This window comes from Cryobacterium sp. BB736 (assembly GCF_014980265.1).
Classification (GTDB): Bacteria; Actinomycetota; Actinomycetes; order Actinomycetales; family Microbacteriaceae; genus Terrimesophilobacter.
Genome location: NZ_JABXWQ010000001.1, coordinates 1,078,846 through 1,099,959, shown reverse-complemented (window position 1 = coordinate 1,099,959; position 21,114 = coordinate 1,078,846). Strand labels below are relative to the sequence as shown.

Here is a 21,114-nt window from a genome sequence, read left to right as displayed (position 1 = left end):
CATGCCGGAGGGTGACACCGTCTACCAGGAGGCGCGCACGCTGAACGAGGTGCTAGCCGACGCGGTGCTGACGCGCTGCGACATCCGGGTTCCGACGTTCGCGACCGTCGACCTCAGCGGCGAGCGCGTGCACGACGTCGTCAGCCGCGGCAAGCACCTGCTGATGAGGGTCGGCGAGTTCAGCATCCACTCCCACCTGAAGATGGAGGGGTCGTGGCACGTCTACCGGCACGGCACCTCCTGGAAGAGGCCGGCCTATCAGGCCCGTGCGGTGCTCGAGACGGCCGATTGGGTCGCGGTGGGGTTCGACCTCGGCGTGCTGGAGGTGCTGCCGACGCGCGACGAGGAGCGGGTGGTCGGCTACCTCGGCCCCGACCTGCTCAGCCCGGACTGGGATTCCGACGAGGCGCTCCGCCGTCTGCGCGCCTCTCCTGAGCGACCGATCGGACTTGCCGTGCTGGACCAGCGGGTGATGGCCGGCCTCGGCAACGTGTACCGCGTCGAACTGTGCTTCGTGCGGGGTGTGCTGCCGACGCGGGCGGTCGGCGAAGTGCACAACCTGCCGAGGCTGGTCGACACGGCGCACCGGATGCTGGTGGCCAACAAGGACCGGCCGAATCGGGTGACGACCGGGAACTTCCGCCAGCCGCTGTGGGTGTACGGCCGAGGGGGTCAGCCGTGCCTACGCTGCGGCACGAGTATCCGGAGCGGCGAACTCGGCGACGACGAGCTGCAGCTGCGCGTCGCCTACTGGTGCCCCCACGACCAGACCTGAGTTCGAGCCGATTGCGCGCGCGTCGGGAATGCCTACCGTGGACTCAGGAGGTGTGCGATGCGAGCGGAAGTGGGGAACAGGGTCGTCATCCGCGGCAGGACCGTCGAGGCGCCGGATCGACACGGCACCATTGCGGAAGTGCGTGGTGAGGACGGCGCCGGACCGTACGTGGTGAGGTTCGATGACGGTCATGAGAGTGTGGTGTTCCCCGGAGGCGACTTCATCGTGGAGCACAGCGAGCAGGTCTAAGGCTCGCCCTAAGGGGTCAGAAGCCGCCCTTCATCCTGACGCGGAACGCCGGTTTGCGACCCCTCGCGTGAATGGGAGGGCATCCAGCTTTTCGGGATCGTGTGATTGCTATCGTGCTGTGGCGCGTCAGCACCAGAACCGAAGGAGACCCGTGAACTGCCCCATCGACACCACTCCCCTCGTCATGTCGGAGCGCTCCGGCATCGAGATCGACTACTGCCCCACCTGCCGTGGCGTGTGGCTCGATCGTGGTGAACTCGACAAGATCATCGAACGCTCGGTGACGATGGCACCGCCTGCGGCAGGCGACCCACGGGGCGGCGATCGTGACCCCTTCCGCGACGATGCCGACGACTACCGCGGCGGATACGGACGCCCGGGCGTGCCCGGTTTCGGTGGCCCGGACCAGGGTCGCCGGCGCAAGCGCAACTGGCTGGAAGACCTCTTCGACTGACTCTGCCCTACGCTTGGGCCGTGGGCCTTGACCGCAGCCGGTACGTCCTCGAGTTCGAGGATGGCTTCGACCACCTAGAGCTCGACCGCACGAAGTGGATCCCGCACTACCTGCCACACTGGAGCGGCCGCGAGGCATCCAGGGCGAGCTATCGGATCGCGGATGGCGTTCTGAATCTCGCGATCGAGGAAGACCAGCCGCCGTGGGCGCCCGACCTCGACGGGAACCTCCGGGTGTCGAATCTGCAGACCGGCGTGTTCTCCGGGCCGGTCGGCTCTCCCATCGGGCAACACCAGTTCAGGCCTGGACTCACGGTGCGTGAGGAGCAGCCAGAGCAACGCCGGTACACGCCGCACTTCGGGCTCATCGAGGCGCGCGTGAGTGCCATCGACGACCCGAACTGCATGGTCGCCCTCTGGATGATCGGTTTCGAGGACCGGCCGGAGCGTTCCGGCGAACTGTGCCTGTTCGAGATCTTCGGGTCTGAGCTCACCCGGAATGCCGGCATCGTCGGGATGGGCGTGCATCCGTTCGCCGACCCGGAGCTGAAGGATGACTTCCGCAAGGTTCGCATCGAAAAGGACCTACGCGACTTCCACACCTACTCGCTCGAGTGGATGCCCGACGGCGTCATCTTCTTCATCGACGACGAGCACGTCGCATCCGTCGACCAGTCACCCGATTACCCGATGCAGCTCATGCTCAACGTGTACGAGTTCCAACCCGGTGGCGCCTACCCGAAGGAGTTCGCGGTCGATTGGGTGCGCGGGTACCGACCCCTCCCGTAGCGCCTGCCGGCAACGGTTTGTGCCAAGAGCAAGCGAACAGCTCAGCCTTGCGGCAGCGCCCGCACGCTGTTGTTGCGCGCGTCGTGGGTGAGTTCGACGAGGCCGAGGGCTTCGAGCAGCGGCGGAAGGTACATCCCGAATCGGCCACGGTAGCCCTTGCGCAAGCCGTACCAGCCGCCGACCGGGTTGTTCTCAGAGCGTCCCCACGCCTCGACGCTGCCGGCTGCGGCGGTCTTCTGCTCGTCGGCGGCGCCCAGCGGCACCCAGTCGCTCTGTTCGCGCAGCCAGGCAGCGAGATCGTCGATCGCGCTGAGGTGATACTTCAGGGTGGTCGAGCCTACCTGGCAGACCAGCGCCGGCGGGTCGGACTGCTCGTCGCGGTACATCGAGTATTGCGATGTGCCGGGTGCCGTGGTCAGTTGCCAGGGATCATCTTTCGTGCCAGTTCCGTTCACCATGGCTTATTTCTACCGCGGGGACGGCCGGATGGCACCACTCGACTTGTCACTCGGGCTGGTTGGGGCCGAAAGTGTTGTGCACGAATGTGCGTGCTGCGTCACAAAACCCCCTGCTTCTCTCATGCACAAGGGATGCAGGGGGCTCTCAAGTGGCGGTACCGGTGGGATTTGAACCCACGGTGGGCGTAAACCCACACAACTTTTCGAGAGTTGCACCTTCGGCCGCTCGGACACGGTACCGGGGAAGAGTTTAGTACACGCTCTCGCGGCGCTGAAACACGTGGTTCTGACCAGCCGGGCGGATGCCTCTACTAGGCCGCGAGCTGGCGGACCAGGTGCTCTGCGTCCACTCCGACACCCATCAGCAGCGGCGACTTGCGTGTTCTCATCCACGGCATCCCGAGGAAGTACAGGCCGTCCACTCGCACACTCACCCCGTCCCGGTGCATCGGGAAACCCATGACGTCCACCAGGTGCGACACGTCGATCCAGCCGTAGTCCGGACGGAACCCACACGCGACGATCACAGCATCCAGCTCACTCAAGCTCGGTGCCGGAGCCGCGGTCAGCGGCTCGGACGACAAGGTCGGCAGGTCTGGCGCCGACCATCCCCGTTCCTCGGCCACACGCGTCGCAAGCCCGCTGATCTGCCGGAACATGTCGTCTGCTCCAGCCACGGTTTCCGAGAGGTCATCGGCGACAACCAGCTGACCGTCCTCGACACCCTGTAGACGTCCCATGAGTTGCACTCCGTCCGCCTGCAGGGTGCGCAGGCTGAGGTCGCGTCCGCCGTGCGCTCCCGTGACGGTCGGGTTCGCCGCGAAGCGCACCATCGGACCCGGCATGTCCGCAAGCGTCTGCTCGAAGAACCCCGCATCCCAGAGCCAGTCGAAGATGTCCCGCTCCCCGATCCGCCGCGGCATCGCAGGAGCCCTGCCCGCAGCAAGCGTCACCTCGCGTCCCGCCCGTTGCAACTCGTCAGCGATCTGGCAGGCGGTCTGTCCTCCGCCGACGACGAGCACCCGGTTTCCCGGCACAGCCTCCGGCGACCGGTACCGGGTCGATCCGACGACCGGCAAAGTCCGCTGCAACTCCGAGGTGAACGGGGGCAGCAACTCACGCTGGTACGCACCGGTGCAGACCACGACGCGTCGAGCGCGCAGCACTCCACTGCTGGTGGTCGCAGTGAAGCCGCCGTCGGATGCGGTCAGAGATTCGACCTCCACACCTTCCTCGACAGGGGCCCCAAACGAGGCAGCATAGTCGCCCAAGAACGCGACGATCTGCTCGCGGCTGAAGAAACCGTCCGGTTCGTCTCCCTGGTACGCGCCGCCGGGCAGCAGAGTCGTGTGATTAGGGGTCACCAGACAGAACGAGTCCCAGCGGTGCGCCCAGGCTGAGCCGACCCGGTCGCGCTCCAGAAGCACATGTTCAATCGACGCATCCGTCAGTTCATGGCTGGCCGCAAGTCCGGCCTGCCCTGCCCCGATGACGAGAACGTTCACATCCGTGAACATGGCGACAGCCTAAGTCCGCCCGGGTCGAAACACCCTGCACGTTTGCACGCAGCGACCGGGCAGCACACAGCGCATCCGGAAGCACCGTTCCTAGGATTCTGACTCGTGAAACGAGCACTCGTCGCGACCCTCGCGCTTGGGATCGGCTTGGCCGCATGGTGGACCTATATCCGCACCCGGAAGAGCAGGGGCGCACACCGCATCGCGACCACGCTGCATCTGAATGCGAAGTGGTGGCGCGAGCGCGGCAAGCAGGAGGGCGACCTGCTGTACGTCGCCATCGGCGACTCGGCGGCGCAGGGCGTCGGCGCGAGCAAGCCGCACCGCGGCTACGTGGGGGCGATCGCGAAACACATCCGCAACGAGTCCGGGAAGTCGGTGCGCGCGGTCAACCTGAGCGTCTCCGGAGCGCGCCTGCGCGAAGCCCTCGCGGTGCAGTTGCCGCAGATCGTCAAGCTGACGCCAGACATCATGACCGTCGCGGTCGGCGCCAACGACATGGCCGACTTCGACCCCAAGCGGTTCGAGCGGGAGCTGCGCACTGTGCTGGACTCTGTGCCCAAGCACGCGATCATCGGAGAGGTGCCCTGCTTCTTCTTCGGCCAGCCGAACAAGAACGCCCGCATGGCCAACGACATCGTGCATGAACTGGCGGACGAACTCGGATTCAGGGTCGCGCCCGTCTACGAGAGCACCCGCAGGCAGGGCGTCGCCCGCACCGCGTTCTACCACGCGTCGCCGGACTACTTCCACCCAAACGACCGCGGGCACAGAGTGTGGGCGGATGCTTTCCTGCCGTTGGTCGACAAGCGCCTCTCCTCACTCCTCGGGCCAAAGCATCGGCAATCCACAACGGGCGAGGCGACACCGGTCGCCGAGGCAGTCAGTGACGGTGCCACCGCCTAGGCTTCTTGCCATGGCTCGCCCCACCACCGACTACCGCTGTTCCGAATGTGGTTGGACGACCGTCAAGTGGGTGGGCCGTTGCGGCGAGTGCCAATCGTGGGGCACGGTCGTGGAGACCGGTGCAGCCACCGGCATCCTGCGCACGGTGAACGCGGTGCGCATCGGCGACGATCGGGTGGCCAAGCCGATCACCGCGGTCGATGCCGCCGAGGTTGCGCACTGGCCCACCGGCATTGCCGAGTTCGACCGGGTGCTCGGCGGCGGCATCGTGCCCGGGGCAACCGTGTTGCTCAGCGGCGAGCCAGGGGTGGGCAAGTCGACGCTGCTCCTGGCCGTCGCCTCGCGAGCGGCAGCATCCGGTCAGCGCGTGCTCTATGTCACCGCCGAGGAGTCGGCCAGTCAGGTGCGGCTGCGCGCCGGCCGCACCGGGGCGCTGCGCGACAACCTGTACCTCGCCGCAGAAACCGACCTCGCGACGGTGCTCGGCCAGATCGACCAGGTCAAGCCGCAACTGCTCATCGTCGACTCGGTGCAGACGGTGTCGAGCTCGCTGAGCGAAGGGCTCGCGGGCGGGCCGTCGCAGGTGCGGGAAGTCGCCGCGACGCTCATCCGCGTATCCAAGGAACGCAACCTGCCGGTGCTACTGGTCGGCCACGTCACCAAAGACGGCTCGATCGCCGGCCCGCGCCTGCTCGAACACTTGGTCGACGTGGTGTGCCAGTTCGAGGGCGACAGGCACACGTCGTTGCGCTTCATCCGGGCGCACAAGAACCGGTTCGGCCCTACGGATGAGGTCGGCTGCTTCGAGATGACCGGCGACGGTATCGCTGAGGTCGCCGACCCCAGCGGGCTGTTCCTCAGCCACACCCGGCAGCCGGTGAGCGGCACCTGCGTGACTGTCGCGATGGAGGGGCGGCGCCCGCTCCCGGTGGAGATCCAGGCGCTCATCGTGCCCACGACGGCGCCGCAGCCGCGCCGCGTCGTCAACGGTGTCGACTCGTCACGCGTGGCCATGCTGCTCGCGGTGCTCGGCCAGCGAGTGGGTGAGCGAGTAGCCGAGAAGGATGTCTACGTCTCGACGGTCGGCGGCATCCGGGTCACCGAGCCGGGCGCCGACCTCGCCATTGCGCTCGCGCTGTGCAGCGCCGCTCGGGACGAGCCGCTGCCGTCGACCTTGGCTGCGGTCGGGGAGATCAGCCTGGCTGGCGAGATCCGTGCCGTCTCCAACGCCAAGCAACGCACCGCGGAGATCCGCAGACTTGGATTCAGCACGGTCATCGACTCAAGCTCCGAGTTGCTGACGACCGCGATTGCACGCGTGTTCGAGGGCGAACCCGCTCGGTTCTGATCACAAGCTCGACCACCGGCAGGTTCGGCACCCGGCGCGAGCGTCAGTTCAGGATGATCTGCTTGGTGCCCTCGCTGGTCACGCCACCGACGGTGACCTTCAGGTGGTAGCTCGCGCCGCCCGCGGGAACGCCGGGGCGCTCACCCTCGCAGGTTCCGGCCGACGAGCGGGTGCGGTCCCACGGAATCAGCTGGCTCGACAGCGGGGTGTTCGGCTTGAGCACCGTGGTGGCCGGATCGGCCGGTGCCTGGCAGTCCTTCGACGTCCAGTACTGCTCCGCGCCGCTCGTGATCACGAACTCCTGCACATCCGCACCGACGGGCATCATGCACGCGACCGAGCTGGTGTTAGTGATCGTGAAGCCGACCTGGGGCAGTTGACCCGCGCCATACGTTTCCTTGTCGGTGACCGGCACGACCTTGATCACCGAGGGCTCGCACGGCGCGCCCTCCTCCTGCTCGGGGGCAGCAGCTGTCTCGGTGGTATTCGGCTCGTCGGTCGGCGACTTGTTCTCGTCCGCCTGACCGCGAGGGCTGAAGATGATCATGGCGATGATGACGATGACCGCAAGCACGCCCAACCCGACCACGATGCGGCGGCGCCAGTACACCGAAGGCGGCTGGGGGCCGACGGGATTGCGGAACGTCGACATGCCCCAAGGGTAGACGCGACACGCCGCTCGCACGGAGCGACGCCCCGGCGTGGCCGCGAACTCGCTTCGCCTAGAACCGCTTGATCATGCGGGTGTTTCCGAGCGTATTCGGCTTCACCCGAGCGAGGTCGAGGAACTCGGCGACACCCTCATCCTGCGAGCGCAACAGCTCGAAGTACACCTCGCGGTCGATCTCCTCCTCGCCCATCGGCTCGAAGCCGTGCCGGGTGAAGAAGTCCACCTCGAACGTCAGGCAGAACAGCCGGCTGAGTCCCAGTTCGCGAGCATCGGCCTCGAGCCGGTCAAGGATGGCGTGCCCAACCCCGTGCCGCAGCCAGGGCTGGGCGACCGCCAAGGTGCGCACCTCACCGAGGTCCTCCCACATCACGTGCAGCGCGCCGCATCCGATGATCTCGCCGTTTTCGGCTTCGGCGACCACGAACTCCTGAATGCTTTCGAAGAACACCACGGGGTCTTTGCCGAGCAGAATCCGTCGCTGCACCAGCGGCTCGACGAGTTGCCGGATGTCGCGCACATCACTGGTGCGCGCGGGCCTGACCGAAAAACTCATCGCTCGATCATATGCCGCTGCTCGCCTGTGTGACGGCGCGCCCCTCTGGCCCGAGCGCTTCCCGGGCGCGTTAACCGAGTTGCCCACTTCGGCCCCGAAATCCTCGAGATTTGGGGCGGAAGTGGGCAACTGGGTGTTGTCTAGCCGATCAGGCGGATGCGTCGGATGCCGGCGGCAGCGCCTCGTTCGCGGGCGTCGCTGTCAGTGCGGGCTCGCGGCCCGGCTGAGGGCTGGTCGTAAACACGAACTCGCCGTCGACGAAGTCGATGTGCACGTGGTCGCCCGCGTTCAGCTCGCCCTTCAGGATGCGCTCGCTGAGCCGGTCCTCGACTTCGCGCTGCATTGCACGACGCAGCGGTCGTGCACCGAGTGCCGGGTCGAAGCCGATCTCGATGAGGTGCTCCTTGGCGGACACGGTGACATCCACCGTGAGGTCGCGGTCGAGCATCCGCTCGGCGAGGCGCTTCGTGAACAGGTCCACGATCTTCACGAGCTCTTCCTTCGTGAGCTGCGGGAACACGATCGTCTCGTCGACGCGGTTCAGGAACTCAGGCTTGAAGTGCTTCTTCAGCTCCTCGACGACCTTCGCGCGCATCCGGTCGTACGACGTCGCGGTGTCGCCCTCGACCTGGAAGCCCACCGGGCCACCGGTGATGTCCTTGGTGCCGAGGTTCGTGGTCATGATGATCACGGTGTTCTTGAAGTCGACAACGCGGCCCTGGCCATCCGTCAACCGGCCCTCTTCCAGAATCTGGAGCAGCGAGTTGAAGATGTCCGGGTGCGCCTTCTCGATCTCATCGAACAGCACCACGGAGAACGGCTTGCGGCGCACCTTCTCGGTGAGCTGGCCGCCCTCTTCGAAGCCGACGAACCCTGGAGGGGCACCGAACAGCCGCGACACGGTGTGCTTCTCGCCGTACTCACTCATGTCGAGCGAGATCAGCGCACCCTCGTCGTCGAACAGGAACTCGGCGAGCGCCTTGGCCAGCTCGGTCTTTCCGACACCCGTCGGGCCGGCGAAGATGAACGAACCGGATGGCCGCTTCGGGTCCTTGAGTCCGGCGCGGGTGCGGCGGATGGTCTTGGCCAGTACAGCGACGGCCTCTTCCTGGCCGATGACGCGCTGGTGCAGCGAGTCCTCCATGAACATGAGGCGGGCGGTCTCTTCCTCGGTGAGCTTGAACACCGGGATGCCGGTCGCGGCAGCGAGAACCTCGGCGATGACGCCTTCGTCGACGATGCCGGTGTGGCCGGCTTCGCCGCTCTTCCACTGCTTCTCCAGGCGCAGACGCTCGCCGAGGAGGTTCTTCTCCTCGTCACGAAGCGACGCGGCCTTCTCGAAGTCCTGCGCCTCGATGGCGCCTTCCTTGCGGCCGCGCACCTCGGCGATGCGGTCATCGAACTCGCGCAGCTCCGGCGGCGCGGACAGGATCGACAGACGCAAGCGCGCGCCGGCCTCGTCGATCAGGTCGATCGCCTTGTCGGGCAGGAAGCGGTCTTGCACGTAGCGGTCGGCGAGGTTCGCCGCCGACACGAGCGCGCCATCCGTGATCGACACCTTGTGGAACGACTCGTACTTGTCGCGCAGCCCCTTGAGGATGTTGATTGTGTGCGGCAGCGACGGCTCCTGCACCTGCACCGGCTGGAAGCGACGCTCGAGCGCTGCATCCTTCTCGAAGTGCTTGCGGTATTCGTCGAGCGTGGTCGCGCCGATGGTCTGGAGCTCACCACGGGCGAGCAGCGGCTTCAGGATGCTCGCAGCGTCGATCGCACCCTCGGCCGCACCTGCGCCGACCAGGGTGTGAATCTCGTCGATGAAGGTGATGATGTCGCCGCGCGTGCGGATCTCCTTGGTCACCTTCTTGAGGCGCTCCTCGAAGTCACCGCGGTAGCGGCTGCCGGCGATGAGGCTGCCGAGGTCAAGCGTGTACAGCTGCTTGTCCTTTAGCGTCTCGGGCACGTCGCCGCGCACGATCGCCTGGGCGAGACCCTCGACGACGGCTGTCTTGCCGACGCCCGGCTCACCGATCAGCACCGGGTTGTTCTTGGAACGGCGGGAGAGGATCTGCATGACCCGCTCCATCTCCTTCTCGCGCCCGATCACCGGGTCGAGTTTTCCGTCGCGCGCGGCCTGCGTGAGGTTGCGGCCGAACTGGTCGAGGATCTGACTTCCAGCCTGCGGTCCGGGCTGGCCCTCGTTGGCGCCCACTTGTACCTGCTCCTTGCCCTGGTAGCCGGAAAGGAGCTGGATCACCTGCTGGCGAACCCGGTTGAGGTCGGCGCCGAGCTTCACAAGAACCTGGGCGGCGACACCCTCACCTTCCCGGATGAGTCCGAGCAGAATGTGCTCGGTGCCGATGTAGTTGTGGCCGAGCTGCAGCGCCTCGCGCAGTGACAGCTCCAGAACCTTCTTCGCACGCGGCGTGAAGGGGATGTGCCCGGTCGGCTGCTGCTGACCCTGGCCGATGATGTCCTGCACCTGTTCGCGCACGGCATCCAGCGAAATGCTCAGCGACTCGAGCGCCTTGGCGGCGACGCCCTCACCCTCGTGGATCAGTCCGAGCAGAATGTGCTCGGTGCCGATGTAATTGTGGTTGAGCATCTTGGCCTCTTCTTGGGCCAGGACGACGACTCGACGTGCTCTGTCGGTGAATCTCTCGAACATTCTTGAATCTCCCTGGGCGCCTGCAGGTATGGCGCCGATACAAAGAGACTAACGACGCGATGCTGGCAAAACTGCCTCTGTTCGCCATGGGCGTGACGCGCTTCCTATGGTCGGCTTCGGGCGCATCCGGATGCCTTGGCGAGCGCCCTCGTGGAGGCTGCAGACCGGTTCAGGTGGGCTCAAGGTGCGTCGACTAGGGTGCCTCCCGACATGCACCCGAACCACCTCACCCCGAACTTCGACCCGAATACCGACAACCCGCCGACGAACCCGATCACGGTCCCGCTCGACTCAGCGAGCCTCCAATCCGGGAGCCTCGACTGGTTTGGGAGTCCCAAGTCGGCATCGGATGCGACATCCGAGCTGACAACGATCCTGCCCGCCGGCGCGGCTGGCGCCGTGCCCGGCTCCCGCCGCGCGGCACGGGCCGCCGATGGCGAGCCGGAGAATCCGTTCCCGACCCGGCGCGAGGTGCGTGAGGCACTGAACCGCCAGAGCGCGTCCGATTCGTCAGGCGACGAGCGGCGCCGCACCCGCTTCATGCAGTGGGGCGCCGGTGTGACTGCCGTGCTCACCGTGATGGTCGGCGGCCTCATCGTGCTGTCGGTGGCGCAGCCAATGTCCGCGGAGGCAGAGGCTGAGCGCACTGCCGATCGCGACCGCCCGTCGACTTCGCGCACCCCAACCGAGGAACCGACCCAGGCGCCAGAGGAGACCGAGGCGGAGTCCGACGTCGAGGCGAATGTCGAGCCGACTCCCGAGCGGGATCAGCCGACCACGGAGGCTCCCGCGCCGGCGCCAGCCCCCGCCCCAGACCCTGGGCCGGCTCCCGCGCCGGCTCCCAAGCAGCCGGCACCGGCGCCCACCTCGCCAGCGCCTACACCCACGCCGACGCCAACTCCCACCGAGGAGCCGACCGCGACGCCAACGCCGGAACCGGAGCCCGAGGAAACCCGTCGCGGCTGGATCGGAGATCTGCTACCTTAACGATTATCGTTGTTATCGATAATCGTTAGGTGGGGGAATGAAGCAACTGGGGGTTGCCAACGCGATCGCGCTCGTTGGCACGGCCGTCGTCGCAGGACTGTACGGAATCGCCGTTTTGGTGATCGCGGTACTGGGCACTATCAACATGCTGGCGGCGGAGAGCATCCGCCTCCCACAGCCGGTTGATGCGCCCATCGCGGTCACGCAGGGGCCGGATGCGTCGCTGCAACTACTCGAGGGGGCCTTCCGGTCCGCCGACATCGAGATCAGCGGGGCGAGCCCGGTCATCCGGACGCTGCTCACCTCGAGCATGGTGCTCGACACCATCACGCAGCTGGCCATCGTCGCCGGGCTGATCGCCCTGAGTGTCGCGCTGCTGCGTGGCCGTCCGTTTGTGCCGAGCCTGCGCCGCGTGCTGATGGGTGTCTCGCTGGCACTCGTTGTCGGCGGGCTCGGAAGCGCCGGACTTCTCGGCTTCGCCAATATGGAAGTCGCGGCTGCGCTTGATGCGCCAGGCTTCCCGATGGTCGCAGAATTCGACTTCACCGCCGCGATCATCGGTCTTGTCCTCGCGCTCGTTGTGGTCGTCTTCGAGTTCGGCGAGCGGCTGCAGCGCGACACCGAGGGACTCGTCTGATGGCGGGGACGCGGGAAGCGCCGGAAGTCGAGCGCCTTCCTCTCGCGCCCCGAGTGCTCGTTCTCCTGCTGGCAGCCGGCGCCCTGTTCTTCGCCTTATGGACAGCCACAATCGGCACGCTCGAGATCGTCAAGCAGCTCACCAGCCACACGGTCTACATGACGATGCATCCGGCGCCGATCGAGGAGGGGGGCGTTGGCGGATTCGTCTCCTTCAGCGAGAGCGGGGAGAGGAACGACGCCATAATCGGCCAGTGGACGGCCACAATGGTGACTGTTCCGGACCTTTCTGCAGGAACCATGGTGGTCAAGATGGCTGCAGATGTGCTCGGCGTCTTGACACTGGTTGTCCTCGCTCTGGGCGCTTTTGGGTTGGGTCGTGCTCTGCTCGCGGGAAAGCCATTCACACGCGCCACGTCACGAAACGCCGTGTTCGCGGCGTTGGCCATTCTCGCGCTCGGAATTGCGGCTCAGTTCGTCGAGTGGTGGGCTCGGCTGTTGGTGCTCCACGAGAGGTCGTCGCTGGCCTTCTCGCGGGACCTCGTCGCAGATCCCACCGTGATCACTGTCGGCTTTGCGATAGCCCTGGTTGCGATCGCGTTCCGCTACGGCGAACGGCTGCAGCGCGACACGGAAGGACTTGTCTGATGGGCGAGGTCGAGCTGACGGGGATCCGCTGCCGGCTCGACGAGCTGCTGGAGGAACGCGGCATGACCCTCACGCGCCTGAGCGAGCTCGTCGGCGTCAGCATCGTGAACCTGTCGGTGCTGAAGAACGACCGGGCCCGCGCCATCCGCTTCTCCACGCTCCGCGCGATCTGCGACGCCCTCGACTGCGAGGTCGGCGACCTGCTCACCCTCGCCGACTGACCGGAAGGTTTGTGGGAAACCCTCAGGGAGAGGTAAGGCACGACCGCTAGCTTCGGGGGCCGGAGGTCACATGCAATCGAATGGCGATACACCGCACCCTGGCGCCCCAGACCCGAACGATGCGCCCACCGACCGTCTTCCCGCGGGGGAATCGATCGAAAATGCCGCCCCGGATGCTGCTCAGCAACCGGATGCTGCCGCGGGTGCTCCGCTCAACCAAGGCGACCTGAGCGACGAACCGACACAACCGCTTCCGCCAGTGCGGGAGGAGGGTGCGGCGCCCCCTGCTGGCGAGGATGTCTTCGCGTCTCACGTTCCGGTAGCGGGTGCGGCGGCCGGTGGCGGCGCTTCGATGGGGGCGGGTCTTCCGTCTGAGGGAGGCGGGCCGGGCGGTCCAACCGAGCCGTCCGGTGGGCGTCGATCGGTCCTCCCGTGGATCCTCGGCGGCATTGCATTGCTGCTGGTGGCTGGCATCGCCTCGCTGTTCGCGGTCGGCTTCCAGCGCGGTGAAGAGCCGGCAACCTCCCCGACCGAGACGCCCGCGCCATCCGTCAGCGTTCCCTCGGTGACCTTCGGGCCGATCGAGCCCACCCAGCCGCCTGGCGAGCCCGTCCCGGAGCCGACTCAGGCTCCGCCGCCACCACCGGCCCCGGATGAGCCCGAACCGACCGAGCCGCCCGCACCATCCACACCGGCTGCGCCCTCGCCGAGCACGCCACCACCCGGGACGACCCCACCCGAGCCCTCAACACCGGCACCATAAAGCGGGGTAGGCGCATCCCGGCGACTCGCAGGCGGACCGCGTTAACATGCCGTATGAGCAACCTCGACCTCGACCCGCATGAGCTGACGATCGAGGACGAACCCGGGTTGAGCAGCGCCGTTCAGGTGCTCGGCTGGCGTGATGTGCCGCTCGGCGGCCCCCGGGCGATGACGGTCCGCCGCTCGCTCCCCCAACGCGGCCGGTCGCTGATCGGCGCGTGGTGCTTCGTCGACCACTACGGGCCCGACGACGTCGCCGTCACCGGTGGGATGACCGTCCCGCCGCATCCTCACACCGGATTGCAGACCGTCACCTGGCTCTTCACCGGTGAGATCGAGCACCGCGACTCCACCGGCGCGCACGCGATGGTGCGCCCGGGCGAGCTGAATCTGATGACCGCCGGACGCGGCGTGCAGCACTCGGAGGTCTCCACCTCGGAAACCAGCGTGCTGCACGGGGTGCAACTGTGGACGGTCATGCCGGACCGGTCCCGGCACGGCGCCCCGTTCTTCGAACGCTTCGTGCCAGCGGCATTCGACTTCCAGGGTGCGACCATCCGGGTGTTCCTGGGCAAGCTGCTCGGGGTCACTTCGCCGGCGACGGCCTTCACCCCACTCGTCGGGGCCGAAGTCATCGTCCCGCCGAACACCCGCATCACGGTGCCGGTGGACTCCACGTTCGAGCACGGTGTGCTGGTCGACTCTGGCAGCGCGGAGGTTGACGGCGTCACCGTTACCCGTTCGGAGATCGGCTACCGCGCGGCGGGGTCAGAGACGATCAGCATCCGGAGCGGTTCGGACGGCGCCAGGATCGTGCTCATCGGCGGCGTGCCATTCGGGGAGCAGATCGTCATGTGGTGGAACTTCATCGGCCGCAGCCACGACGAGGTGGTCGAGTATCGGCGCCGCTGGCAGATCGAGGTGATCGAGGAGCGGATTCCGGACGGCTGGTTCGGCGAAGTCGCCGGGTACGAGGGCGGCCCGCTGCCTGCGCCGACCCTGCCGACGGTGCGGCTGAAGCCGAGAGGCTAGTTGCGCTCCGGCGACCTCTGGTCGAGCTTGGCGCGCTCTTCGGCTTCGATGTCGGCGTACACGGCGCGTTCGTTGCGGTCGGCGCGGATGATCGAGCGCAGGATGAACCAGAACAGCAACCCGACGAGCGCGGTAGGCGCGAGGGAGTAGAGCGCGTTCAGCCAGAAGTCTTCGATCACGGCTACAAGGATACGCGTCTTCGCTGGGTGGGCTGCTTTCGGTGGTCGAGGTTGTCGAGACCGCCCCGCTGATTGAGGGATCGCGAAGCGATCGTCTCGAAATCACCACCCCAAGACACTCATCAGCCGCGCATCCAGCGGCGCAGCTTCTTCTTCGACGCCGCGCGCCACGCCGTGTCGTACGCGGCGGCCGCTGCGGCGGAGCGGGCTTCTTCGAGACCGGCCAGGCGACCGATCTCGAATGTGTCTTCGCCTGCTTCCTGAGCCTGAACCGCCAGGCCGATCAGGGTCTCGCCGGCGATCACGCTATCCCGGTATTCGCCGATCACCTCCTGCACCCCCTCCATGGCGGCTGCGAACCTCTTGGCGTCCTTGCCAACGGCCGGGACGAGTGCCTCACTGGCGTAGCGCGCCCGCTTGGCAGCCTTACGGACCTCATGCAGGAGAGCCTCGCGCTCCTCGCCCGTGCCCGCCGCCCCCGCACGGTCGTGGAGACGGCGCATCTGGCGGTATGCCTTGCCGACGCGCTGCGGCAAGATGCGGTCCGCCCGGCTTGCTGCCGCCTCGGTCAGCGGCGGGCTGTGGACCAACTCGTCGAGCGCGTCGAGCAGCATGAAGTAGCGCTGGCTGTCGAGATCGCCACGCAGCACGCGCTTCGCGCGTTCGGAGCGTACGCCGAACTGCGTGTTGACGCGTTCGGCAGCGGCGTCGCGCGCTGTGTCCCGGCCATCTTCGGACAGCGCCTCGCGCAACCGTGCGTGCAAGACCTCGCTGTCGCGGGCGCCGCCCAGCGAATGTCCGATCCACCTCAGCTCGCCGCGGAGTGCGTCCGTGCGTTTACCGTCAAGGACTGGTCGGAAGATCTTCAACGCCGAGCCAAGCCGCCTTGAGGCCACGCGCATGTCGTGCAGCGCGCCATCGGCGTCACGGCGCACCCCGGCGTCAGCAGTTCGGAGTTCCGCAAACTGCTCGGTCACATAGGCCATGACGAGCTCGCCGGCCGTACCGCGACGATGACCCCTGCGGTACCGGGCGTCGCTGTCCATGCTGCTCATCTCCCGTCACTCACCCTAGCGAGCGGGATGCGCACTGGGAGGCAGCGCTGAGTCCTGCCCCTACTTGACCAGCGGGAACAGGATCGTTTCGCGAATGCCCAGCCCGGTCAACGCCATGAGCATGCGGTCGATGCCCATGCCCATGCCGCCGGTGGGCGGCATCCCGTGCTCGAGTGCGCGTAGGAACTCCTCGTCCAGCCGCATCGCATCCGCATCACCCTTCGCGGCGAGCGCCGCCTGCGCGACGAAACGCTCGCGCTGCACGACCGGGTCGACCAGCTCGGAGTATCCGGTCGCGAGTTCGAACCCGTCGATGTACAGGTCCCACTTCTCCACGACACCCGGCTTCGACCGGTGCGCGCGCACGAGCGGCGACGTGTCGACAGGGAAATCGGCGACGAACGTCGGACGTTCGAGCGACGGTTTCACGAAGTGCTCCCACAGCTCCTCGACGAGCTTGCCGTGGGTCGGGTGCTGAACCTCGATGCCGAACTTGTCGGTCAGTTCGCGCAGGCTCTCGTACGGCGTGTCCGGGGTGATGTGCACGCCGGATGCCTCGCTGAGCGACTCGTACATCGGCAGCCACCCCCACTCGCCGCCGAGGTCGTACTTGCGCCCGTCCGCCCAGGTCACCACGTGCGATCCGGATGCCGCGAGCGCGGCGTTCTGCACCAGCTCCTGCGTCAGTTCGGCCATCTGGTTGTAGTCGCCGTACGCCTGATAGGCCTCGAGCATCGCGAACTCGGGGCTGTGGGTGGAGTCGGCGCCCTCGTTGCGGAAGTTGCGGTTGATCTCGAACACCCGCTCCAGCCCGCCGACGACGGCACGCTTGAGGAAGAGCTCCGGCGCGATGCGCAGGAACAGCTCGGTGTCGAACGCGTTGGAGTGGGTGACGAACGGGCGAGCGGATGCGCCGCCGTGGATGGTCTGCAGCATCGGCGTCTCGACCTCGAGATACCCGTGCTCAGCGAAGGTCGACCGCAGCGACGCGACCGCCTGCGCTCTGGCCTGCACGGTGATGCGCGCCTGCTCTCGAGCGATCAGGTCGAGGTAACGCTGGCGGACCCGCGTCTCGTCGCCCAGCTCGGAGTGCAGGTTCGGCAGCGGACGGATCGCTTTCGATGCGATCGACCATTCCTTGGCCATGATCGACAGCTCGCCGCGGCGGGACGAGATGACCTCGCCCGAGACGAACAGATGGTCGCCGAGGTCGACGAGTTCCTTCCACCGTTCGAGTGATTCCTCGCCGACTTCCGCGAGCGACACCATCGCCTGGATCCGGGATCCGTCGCCGGCCTGCAGCGCGGCGAAGCACAGCTTGCCGGTGTTGCGGAGGTGCACGATGCGCCCGGCGACGCCAACGGTGACGCCGGTGGACGCATCCGGTTCCAGGTCGCCGAAACGCTCACGCACCGATCGGATGCTGTCGGTCACCGGGACCGCGACCGGGTACGCCTCGGCACCGGATTCGATCAGCCGGTCGCGCTTGGCGAGCCGGACCTGCATCTGCTCGTTGACCTCTTGTTCGGTCAGTTCGGGCTCGGGCAGGGCAGTCTCGGTCATGTGTCGAGTTTATCCGGGTGCTGCTGGGCGGGGTTTCGAGACGATCGGCTTCGCCGATCCCTCAACCAGCGAGAGTGACCGGCCGGTTGTCGATCAGTCGCGTCGAGCCAACCCGCGCCGCCACGATCGCGAGCGCCTCTCCCCGGTAGCCGTCCCCGACAGCAAGGAACGTCTCGGGGTCGACGAACTCGAAGTAGTCCACGTCCAGGCCGCGCTGGGCCCGCAGCACCTCGAACCCGGTATCGCGGGAACCGGATGCCGCGGCCGCGGCCAACGCGCGCGACAGCGCAAGCGCGTTCTGGTGCTCCTCGTCGCTCAGGTAGCGGTTCCGGCTGGAGATCGCGAGCCCGTCCGGCTCGCGGACCGTCTCGATCGCCTCAACCATGACCGGCAGGTTCAGGTCGCGCACCATCCGGCTCACCAGAAAGACCTGCTGGGCGTCCTTGCGGCCGAACACCACGGTCTGCGGCTGGACGATGCCCAGCAGCTTGGCGACGACCGTCAGCATTCCGTCGAAGTGTCCGGGGCGGCTCGCGCCCTCGAACAGCGTCCCGACGTTCCCCGCCGTTACGCGCGTCTCGGCGCGGCCATCCGGGTAGAGCTCGGTGACGTCCGGCGCGAACACGATTACGTCATCCGGGAGCTTCGCGAGGTCACCGTCCAGGTCGCGCGGGTAGCGCTCGTAGTCCTCGCCCTCGCCGAACTGCAGCGGGTTGACGAAGATCGACACCACGACGGTGCGCTCAAGCTCCGCCGCGCGCCGCACTAGCGCCAGGTGGCCGTCGTGCAGGGCGCCCATGGTCGGGACGAAGCCGACGCTCGTCTCCCCCGCGAGCCGGGCCCGCAGGTCGGCGATGGTCCTGATCAGTTCGGTCACCTAGTCATCCTCCGGCGGCAGGGGTGGTGTGCTGATCGCCCGGGCGAGCGCGTTGTCCACGGCGGCGCGCACGAGCGGTGAGAGCACAGCGCCGGGCGACTCTACGCCGATCCCCGCGAGCAGGTCGACCGCCTGGCCGACGATCGACGCGGAGAACTCGGTCGCCGTCGAGATCGCCTCGCCGTATGCCGCCCGGTCGGCCTCGTCGATGAGCACCGGCTCCGCGCCGAGCTCGACCGCGAGCGCCTGCCCGATCGGCTGCACCGGGCCGGGAGCGGTGACCGCGCAGTACGCCTCACGCAACCGCACCAGGTCCATGCTTGTGCCGGTGAACGCGATCGCCGGATGCAGCGCGATCGGGATTGCCCCCGCCGCAACCGCAGGCGCGAGCACCGAGACGCCCAGTCCGGGCGCGGTGTGCAGCACCAGCTGGCCCGGATGCCACACCCCGGCAGCCGCGAGGCCCGAGACGAGTGAATCCAGCTCCGAGGCCGGGATTGCGAGGATCACGAGTTCGGCGCGCTCAATGACATCCGGGATCTCAAGGATCGGCACGCCAGGCAGCAGCGCTTCCGCGCGCTCCCGACTGGCCTCCGAAACCGTGGAGATGCCGACGATCGCATGACCGGCGCCGGCCAACGCCGCGCCGAGCACCGGGCCGACCCGACCGGCTCCGATGATGCCGATCCCGAGCCTGGCCGCTGCGGTCATGCCGGATGCTCCCGCCAGCGGTGCGATCGGTCGGCCCTGCCCGCGTCGACGACCACGGTGGCGACATCGCCGAAGAAGCGGACCGCGTCGTCCTGGTCGATCGCACCGATGCGCGCGAAGATCGGTCCGTCGACAGTGTGCAGCCGAACGGCGGCGATTCTCAGCGAGCGGGCAAGCGGGCCTTGCTCCAGGGCGACCGACTGCAAACGCGGGTCCGGAACCACGATGACATCCCGCCAGATGGCCCCGCGACGCAGCACAATGCCCCCCGGAACCTTGGCAAATCCGTTGCGGAGGCGGCTGAACCAGCGCACCACCCTGGCCCGTGCCGGCGAAATGGTGAAGCCGTCGACCGCACCCTTTGACGACAGTGCTAGAGCGATAACCTCTCGATCCGCGACATCCGGAAGCAACAGGTCGAGCACACGAGCAACGTCACCCGCGTCGCCGACCGGCAGGATGGTCGTGTTCTGCTCTCCGGCGGCGCCCCGCGCACTCGAACGCGATGCGCGGTTGACCTTCAGCTGCCACCAGCCGAACGGCCGCCACAGCAACGACTGGCTCAGCTGCACCGAGTGAATGCGCCCCGGCGGGAGCGTCGAATTCGTTGTCGACAGCAGTCCGAAGCCGACTCGCACGCCATCCGGGGTGGCCGCGATCGAGTAGCGCAGCGAGCGCAGGAATTTGGACACCAGATAACCACCCAGACCGAGGATCGCCGGCACGATGGCGAACAGCGGGTAAATCTCCCCGGTGGTGAAGACCCCAACGATTGCGCCGATGATCAGCAGCAGCAGGAAGATGGTGCCCTCGCTGAGCACGATCGAGCCGAGGAGCCGGCCGGGGTTGAGCTTCACGACCGACTCCGGCGGGGCTGCGTTTGGGTCCAGCTCCGGGGCGAGGAACTCGCTGACCCGCTGCTCGATGGTGCCGCCAGCCGCGGGCGTCTCCGCGGCGCGCTCGGCGCGGCGGGTTCCGGACGCAAGCAGCAGGATGTCACGTCGCAGGTCGTCGGCATGCGCGCTGCCGAGGTAGGTCAGTTCGACGTTCGCGTCGTTGCCGGCCTGGTTGATCTCAAGCTTCGCGGCGCCGAACAGCCGCGCGATGAACGGTCGGCTGATGTTGATCCCCTGGATGCGATCCAGCCGTGCCTTGCGATTGGTGCGGAACACGATGCCGCTGCGCACCTCGACGACTTCCTCTGTCACTCGGAAGCTGTGCATCCGCCACGAGATGTAGAAGCCGAGGATCAGCACCAGGAGCACCGCGGCCACCCCGGCGAGGAGCCACGGCAGGGCCCCGGTCTCCAGCAGCAGGTCGAACGGGTCGTCGGACTCGAATCCCGTCGGGAAGAAGATCTCGATGAGGCGCTCACGGAGGTTCGCGAGGACAACGCCGAGGATGGCGAGCAGCGCTATGCCGCCCCGGAGCAACGGTGAAGCCGGATGCAGCCGATGCCAGTTGCCGTCGGTCAGGTCGGTCGCTGGCGCGGGAAGCAGCTCCGGCGACGGCGGCGCGGCATCCAGCGGCTCGCCCGGCCGTTCCTGGTGGTCCGTCACAGCCCCGCCCTGCGGGATTCGGCGAGCTCGACGAGCTCGTCACGAAGTCGGTCGGCCTCCGCTTCCGGCAGGCCGGGAATGGTGACACCGGTCGCCGCAGCGGCGGTCACGAACTTCAGCTCGCTCAACCCGAGCGCGCGGGACAGCGGGCCGCGGTTGATGTCGACCAGCTGCATCCGCCCGTACGGAACGGCGACAAAGCGCTGGAACAGGATGCCGCGGCGGAACAGCAGGTCGTCGTCCCGCAGTTGATAGCCGATGGCGCGCACCCGCCGCGGGGTGAGAGCGAGCGGGATGAGCGTCGCGAGCGCGACGATGATCGTCACCGTCCAGGCGACCGGAATGCCGAGGATGCGCCATTCAGGAAAAAACACGTGCAGCAGGCCGGTCAACCCGAGCATCACTACAGCGCCGATGCCGTCGCCGATCAGCTGCGCAACGATCAGCTTGGGCGACACCCTGCGCCATTCGACGTCCGCGAGTTCCAGGTGCTGCGTCATG

Annotated in this window: 24 protein-coding genes and 1 tRNA gene; 12 read left to right on the top strand and 13 right to left on the bottom strand. The window is 67.3% G+C overall.

Features of this window, described 5'->3' with window-relative positions; translation table 11 throughout:
• Position 1: 1 nt before the first annotated feature.
• The 4 genes from IRG63_RS05355 to IRG63_RS05340 all read left to right on the top strand — a co-directional run bounded on the left by IRG63_RS05355 (position 2) and on the right by IRG63_RS05340 (position 2,266).
• Positions 2-775 (top strand): Fpg/Nei family DNA glycosylase, encoded by a 774-nt coding sequence (locus IRG63_RS05355; protein ID WP_193509423.1) that lies wholly within the window; start codon positions 2-4, stop codon positions 773-775.
• A gap of 57 nt (positions 776-832) precedes the next feature.
• Positions 833-1,024, top strand: a complete 192-nt coding sequence (locus IRG63_RS05350; protein WP_193509422.1) for a DUF1918 domain-containing protein — start codon at positions 833-835, stop codon at positions 1,022-1,024.
• A 151-nt stretch (positions 1,025-1,175) separates the two neighbouring features.
• Entirely contained in the window at positions 1,176-1,478 is a 303-nt protein-coding gene (locus IRG63_RS05345) for a zf-TFIIB domain-containing protein (protein ID WP_193509421.1), read from the top strand.
• A gap of 20 nt (positions 1,479-1,498) precedes the next feature.
• The gene (locus IRG63_RS05340; RefSeq protein WP_193509420.1) at positions 1,499-2,266 is read left to right on the top strand and encodes a glycoside hydrolase family 16 protein; all 768 of its coding nucleotides are present in this window, start codon (positions 1,499-1,501) and stop codon (positions 2,264-2,266) included.
• A gap of 41 nt (positions 2,267-2,307) precedes the next feature.
• On the opposite strand, the gene IRG63_RS05335 is transcribed toward IRG63_RS05340, so the two are convergent.
• From IRG63_RS05335 to IRG63_RS05325, 3 genes are all read right to left on the bottom strand, one after another.
• On the bottom strand, positions 2,308-2,724 hold the full coding sequence (locus IRG63_RS05335) for a DUF6855 family protein (protein ID WP_193509419.1): 417 nt from the start codon (positions 2,722-2,724) through the stop codon (positions 2,308-2,310).
• Positions 2,725-2,874: 150 nt separating this feature from the next.
• A tRNA-Ser gene (locus tag IRG63_RS05330) sits at positions 2,875-2,964 on the bottom strand.
• A gap of 71 nt (positions 2,965-3,035) precedes the next feature.
• Complete coding sequence (locus IRG63_RS05325; RefSeq protein ID WP_193509418.1) at positions 3,036-4,241, bottom strand: NAD(P)/FAD-dependent oxidoreductase; 1,206 nt, start codon at positions 4,239-4,241, stop codon at positions 3,036-3,038.
• A 105-nt stretch (positions 4,242-4,346) separates the two neighbouring features.
• On the opposite strand from IRG63_RS05325, the gene IRG63_RS05320 reads away from it, so the two are divergent.
• A complete protein-coding gene (locus tag IRG63_RS05320) occupies positions 4,347-5,147 on the top strand; it encodes an SGNH/GDSL hydrolase family protein (RefSeq protein WP_193509417.1) in 801 nt (266 codons plus the stop codon).
• A gap of 10 nt (positions 5,148-5,157) precedes the next feature.
• Positions 5,158-6,495 carry a DNA repair protein RadA gene (gene radA / locus IRG63_RS05315; protein WP_193509416.1) on the top strand — a complete coding sequence of 446 codons (1,338 nt, stop codon included), beginning with the start codon at positions 5,158-5,160 and terminating at the stop codon, positions 6,493-6,495.
• 43 nt (positions 6,496-6,538) lie between these two features.
• Here radA and IRG63_RS05310 read toward each other — a convergent pair whose 3' ends face one another.
• The 3 genes from IRG63_RS05310 to IRG63_RS05300 all read right to left on the bottom strand — a co-directional run bounded on the left by IRG63_RS05310 (position 6,539) and on the right by IRG63_RS05300 (position 10,383).
• Positions 6,539-7,147, bottom strand: a complete 609-nt coding sequence (locus IRG63_RS05310) for a hypothetical protein (RefSeq protein WP_193509414.1) — start codon at positions 7,145-7,147, stop codon at positions 6,539-6,541.
• Between the two features lie 70 nt (positions 7,148-7,217).
• On the bottom strand, positions 7,218-7,718 hold the full coding sequence (locus IRG63_RS05305; RefSeq protein WP_168626156.1) for an amino-acid N-acetyltransferase: 501 nt from the start codon (positions 7,716-7,718) through the stop codon (positions 7,218-7,220).
• A gap of 148 nt (positions 7,719-7,866) precedes the next feature.
• Complete coding sequence (locus IRG63_RS05300) at positions 7,867-10,383, bottom strand: ATP-dependent Clp protease ATP-binding subunit (RefSeq protein ID WP_193509413.1); 2,517 nt, start codon at positions 10,381-10,383, stop codon at positions 7,867-7,869.
• Between the two features lie 210 nt (positions 10,384-10,593).
• Between IRG63_RS05300 and IRG63_RS05295 the strand changes: the two genes are divergently transcribed.
• From IRG63_RS05295 to IRG63_RS05270, 6 genes are all read left to right on the top strand, one after another.
• Positions 10,594-11,370 carry a hypothetical protein gene (locus IRG63_RS05295; protein WP_193509587.1) on the top strand — a complete coding sequence of 259 codons (777 nt, stop codon included), beginning with the start codon at positions 10,594-10,596 and terminating at the stop codon, positions 11,368-11,370.
• Positions 11,371-11,407: 37 nt separating this feature from the next.
• Positions 11,408-12,007 (top strand): hypothetical protein, encoded by a 600-nt coding sequence (locus tag IRG63_RS05290; RefSeq protein WP_193509412.1) that lies wholly within the window; start codon positions 11,408-11,410, stop codon positions 12,005-12,007.
• The gene (locus IRG63_RS05285; protein WP_193509411.1) at positions 12,007-12,654 is read left to right on the top strand and encodes a hypothetical protein; all 648 of its coding nucleotides are present in this window, start codon (positions 12,007-12,009) and stop codon (positions 12,652-12,654) included. The genes IRG63_RS05290 and IRG63_RS05285 overlap by 1 nt, the downstream gene beginning before the upstream one ends.
• The gene (locus IRG63_RS05280; protein WP_193509410.1) at positions 12,654-12,875 is read left to right on the top strand and encodes a helix-turn-helix transcriptional regulator; all 222 of its coding nucleotides are present in this window, start codon (positions 12,654-12,656) and stop codon (positions 12,873-12,875) included. The genes IRG63_RS05285 and IRG63_RS05280 overlap by 1 nt, the downstream gene beginning before the upstream one ends.
• 70 nt (positions 12,876-12,945) lie before the next feature.
• On the top strand, positions 12,946-13,638 hold the full coding sequence (locus IRG63_RS05275) for a hypothetical protein (RefSeq protein ID WP_193509409.1): 693 nt from the start codon (positions 12,946-12,948) through the stop codon (positions 13,636-13,638).
• Between the two features lie 53 nt (positions 13,639-13,691).
• On the top strand, positions 13,692-14,669 hold the full coding sequence (locus IRG63_RS05270) for a pirin family protein (RefSeq protein WP_193509408.1): 978 nt from the start codon (positions 13,692-13,694) through the stop codon (positions 14,667-14,669).
• Here the strand turns inward: IRG63_RS05270 and IRG63_RS05265 are convergent.
• The 7 genes from IRG63_RS05265 to IRG63_RS05235 form a co-directional block, all read right to left on the bottom strand.
• A complete protein-coding gene (locus IRG63_RS05265; RefSeq protein WP_210422792.1) occupies positions 14,666-14,848 on the bottom strand; it encodes a hypothetical protein in 183 nt (60 codons plus the stop codon). The two genes, IRG63_RS05270 and IRG63_RS05265, sit on opposite strands and share 4 nt — an antisense overlap.
• Positions 14,849-14,970: 122 nt before the next feature.
• A complete protein-coding gene (locus IRG63_RS05260) occupies positions 14,971-15,894 on the bottom strand; it encodes a CHAD domain-containing protein (protein WP_193509407.1) in 924 nt (307 codons plus the stop codon).
• 69 nt (positions 15,895-15,963) lie between these two features.
• Positions 15,964-17,466 carry a lysine--tRNA ligase gene (gene lysS / locus IRG63_RS05255; RefSeq protein ID WP_193509406.1) on the bottom strand — a complete coding sequence of 501 codons (1,503 nt, stop codon included), beginning with the start codon at positions 17,464-17,466 and terminating at the stop codon, positions 15,964-15,966.
• A gap of 61 nt (positions 17,467-17,527) precedes the next feature.
• Positions 17,528-18,343 carry a pantoate--beta-alanine ligase gene (panC, locus tag IRG63_RS05250; RefSeq protein WP_193509405.1) on the bottom strand — a complete coding sequence of 272 codons (816 nt, stop codon included), beginning with the start codon at positions 18,341-18,343 and terminating at the stop codon, positions 17,528-17,530.
• Entirely contained in the window at positions 18,344-19,054 is a 711-nt protein-coding gene (locus IRG63_RS05245) for a Rossmann-like and DUF2520 domain-containing protein (RefSeq protein WP_168626146.1), read from the bottom strand. It lies immediately after the preceding gene.
• Entirely contained in the window at positions 19,051-20,613 is a 1,563-nt protein-coding gene (locus IRG63_RS05240; protein WP_193509403.1) for a PH domain-containing protein, read from the bottom strand. Before IRG63_RS05240 ends, IRG63_RS05245 begins: the two co-directional genes overlap by 4 nt.
• Positions 20,610-21,113: a PH domain-containing protein gene (locus IRG63_RS05235; protein WP_168626144.1), complete on the bottom strand. Its 504-nt coding sequence runs from the start codon at positions 21,111-21,113 to the stop codon at positions 20,610-20,612. Before IRG63_RS05235 ends, IRG63_RS05240 begins: the two co-directional genes overlap by 4 nt.
• Position 21,114: the final 1 nt, after the last annotated feature.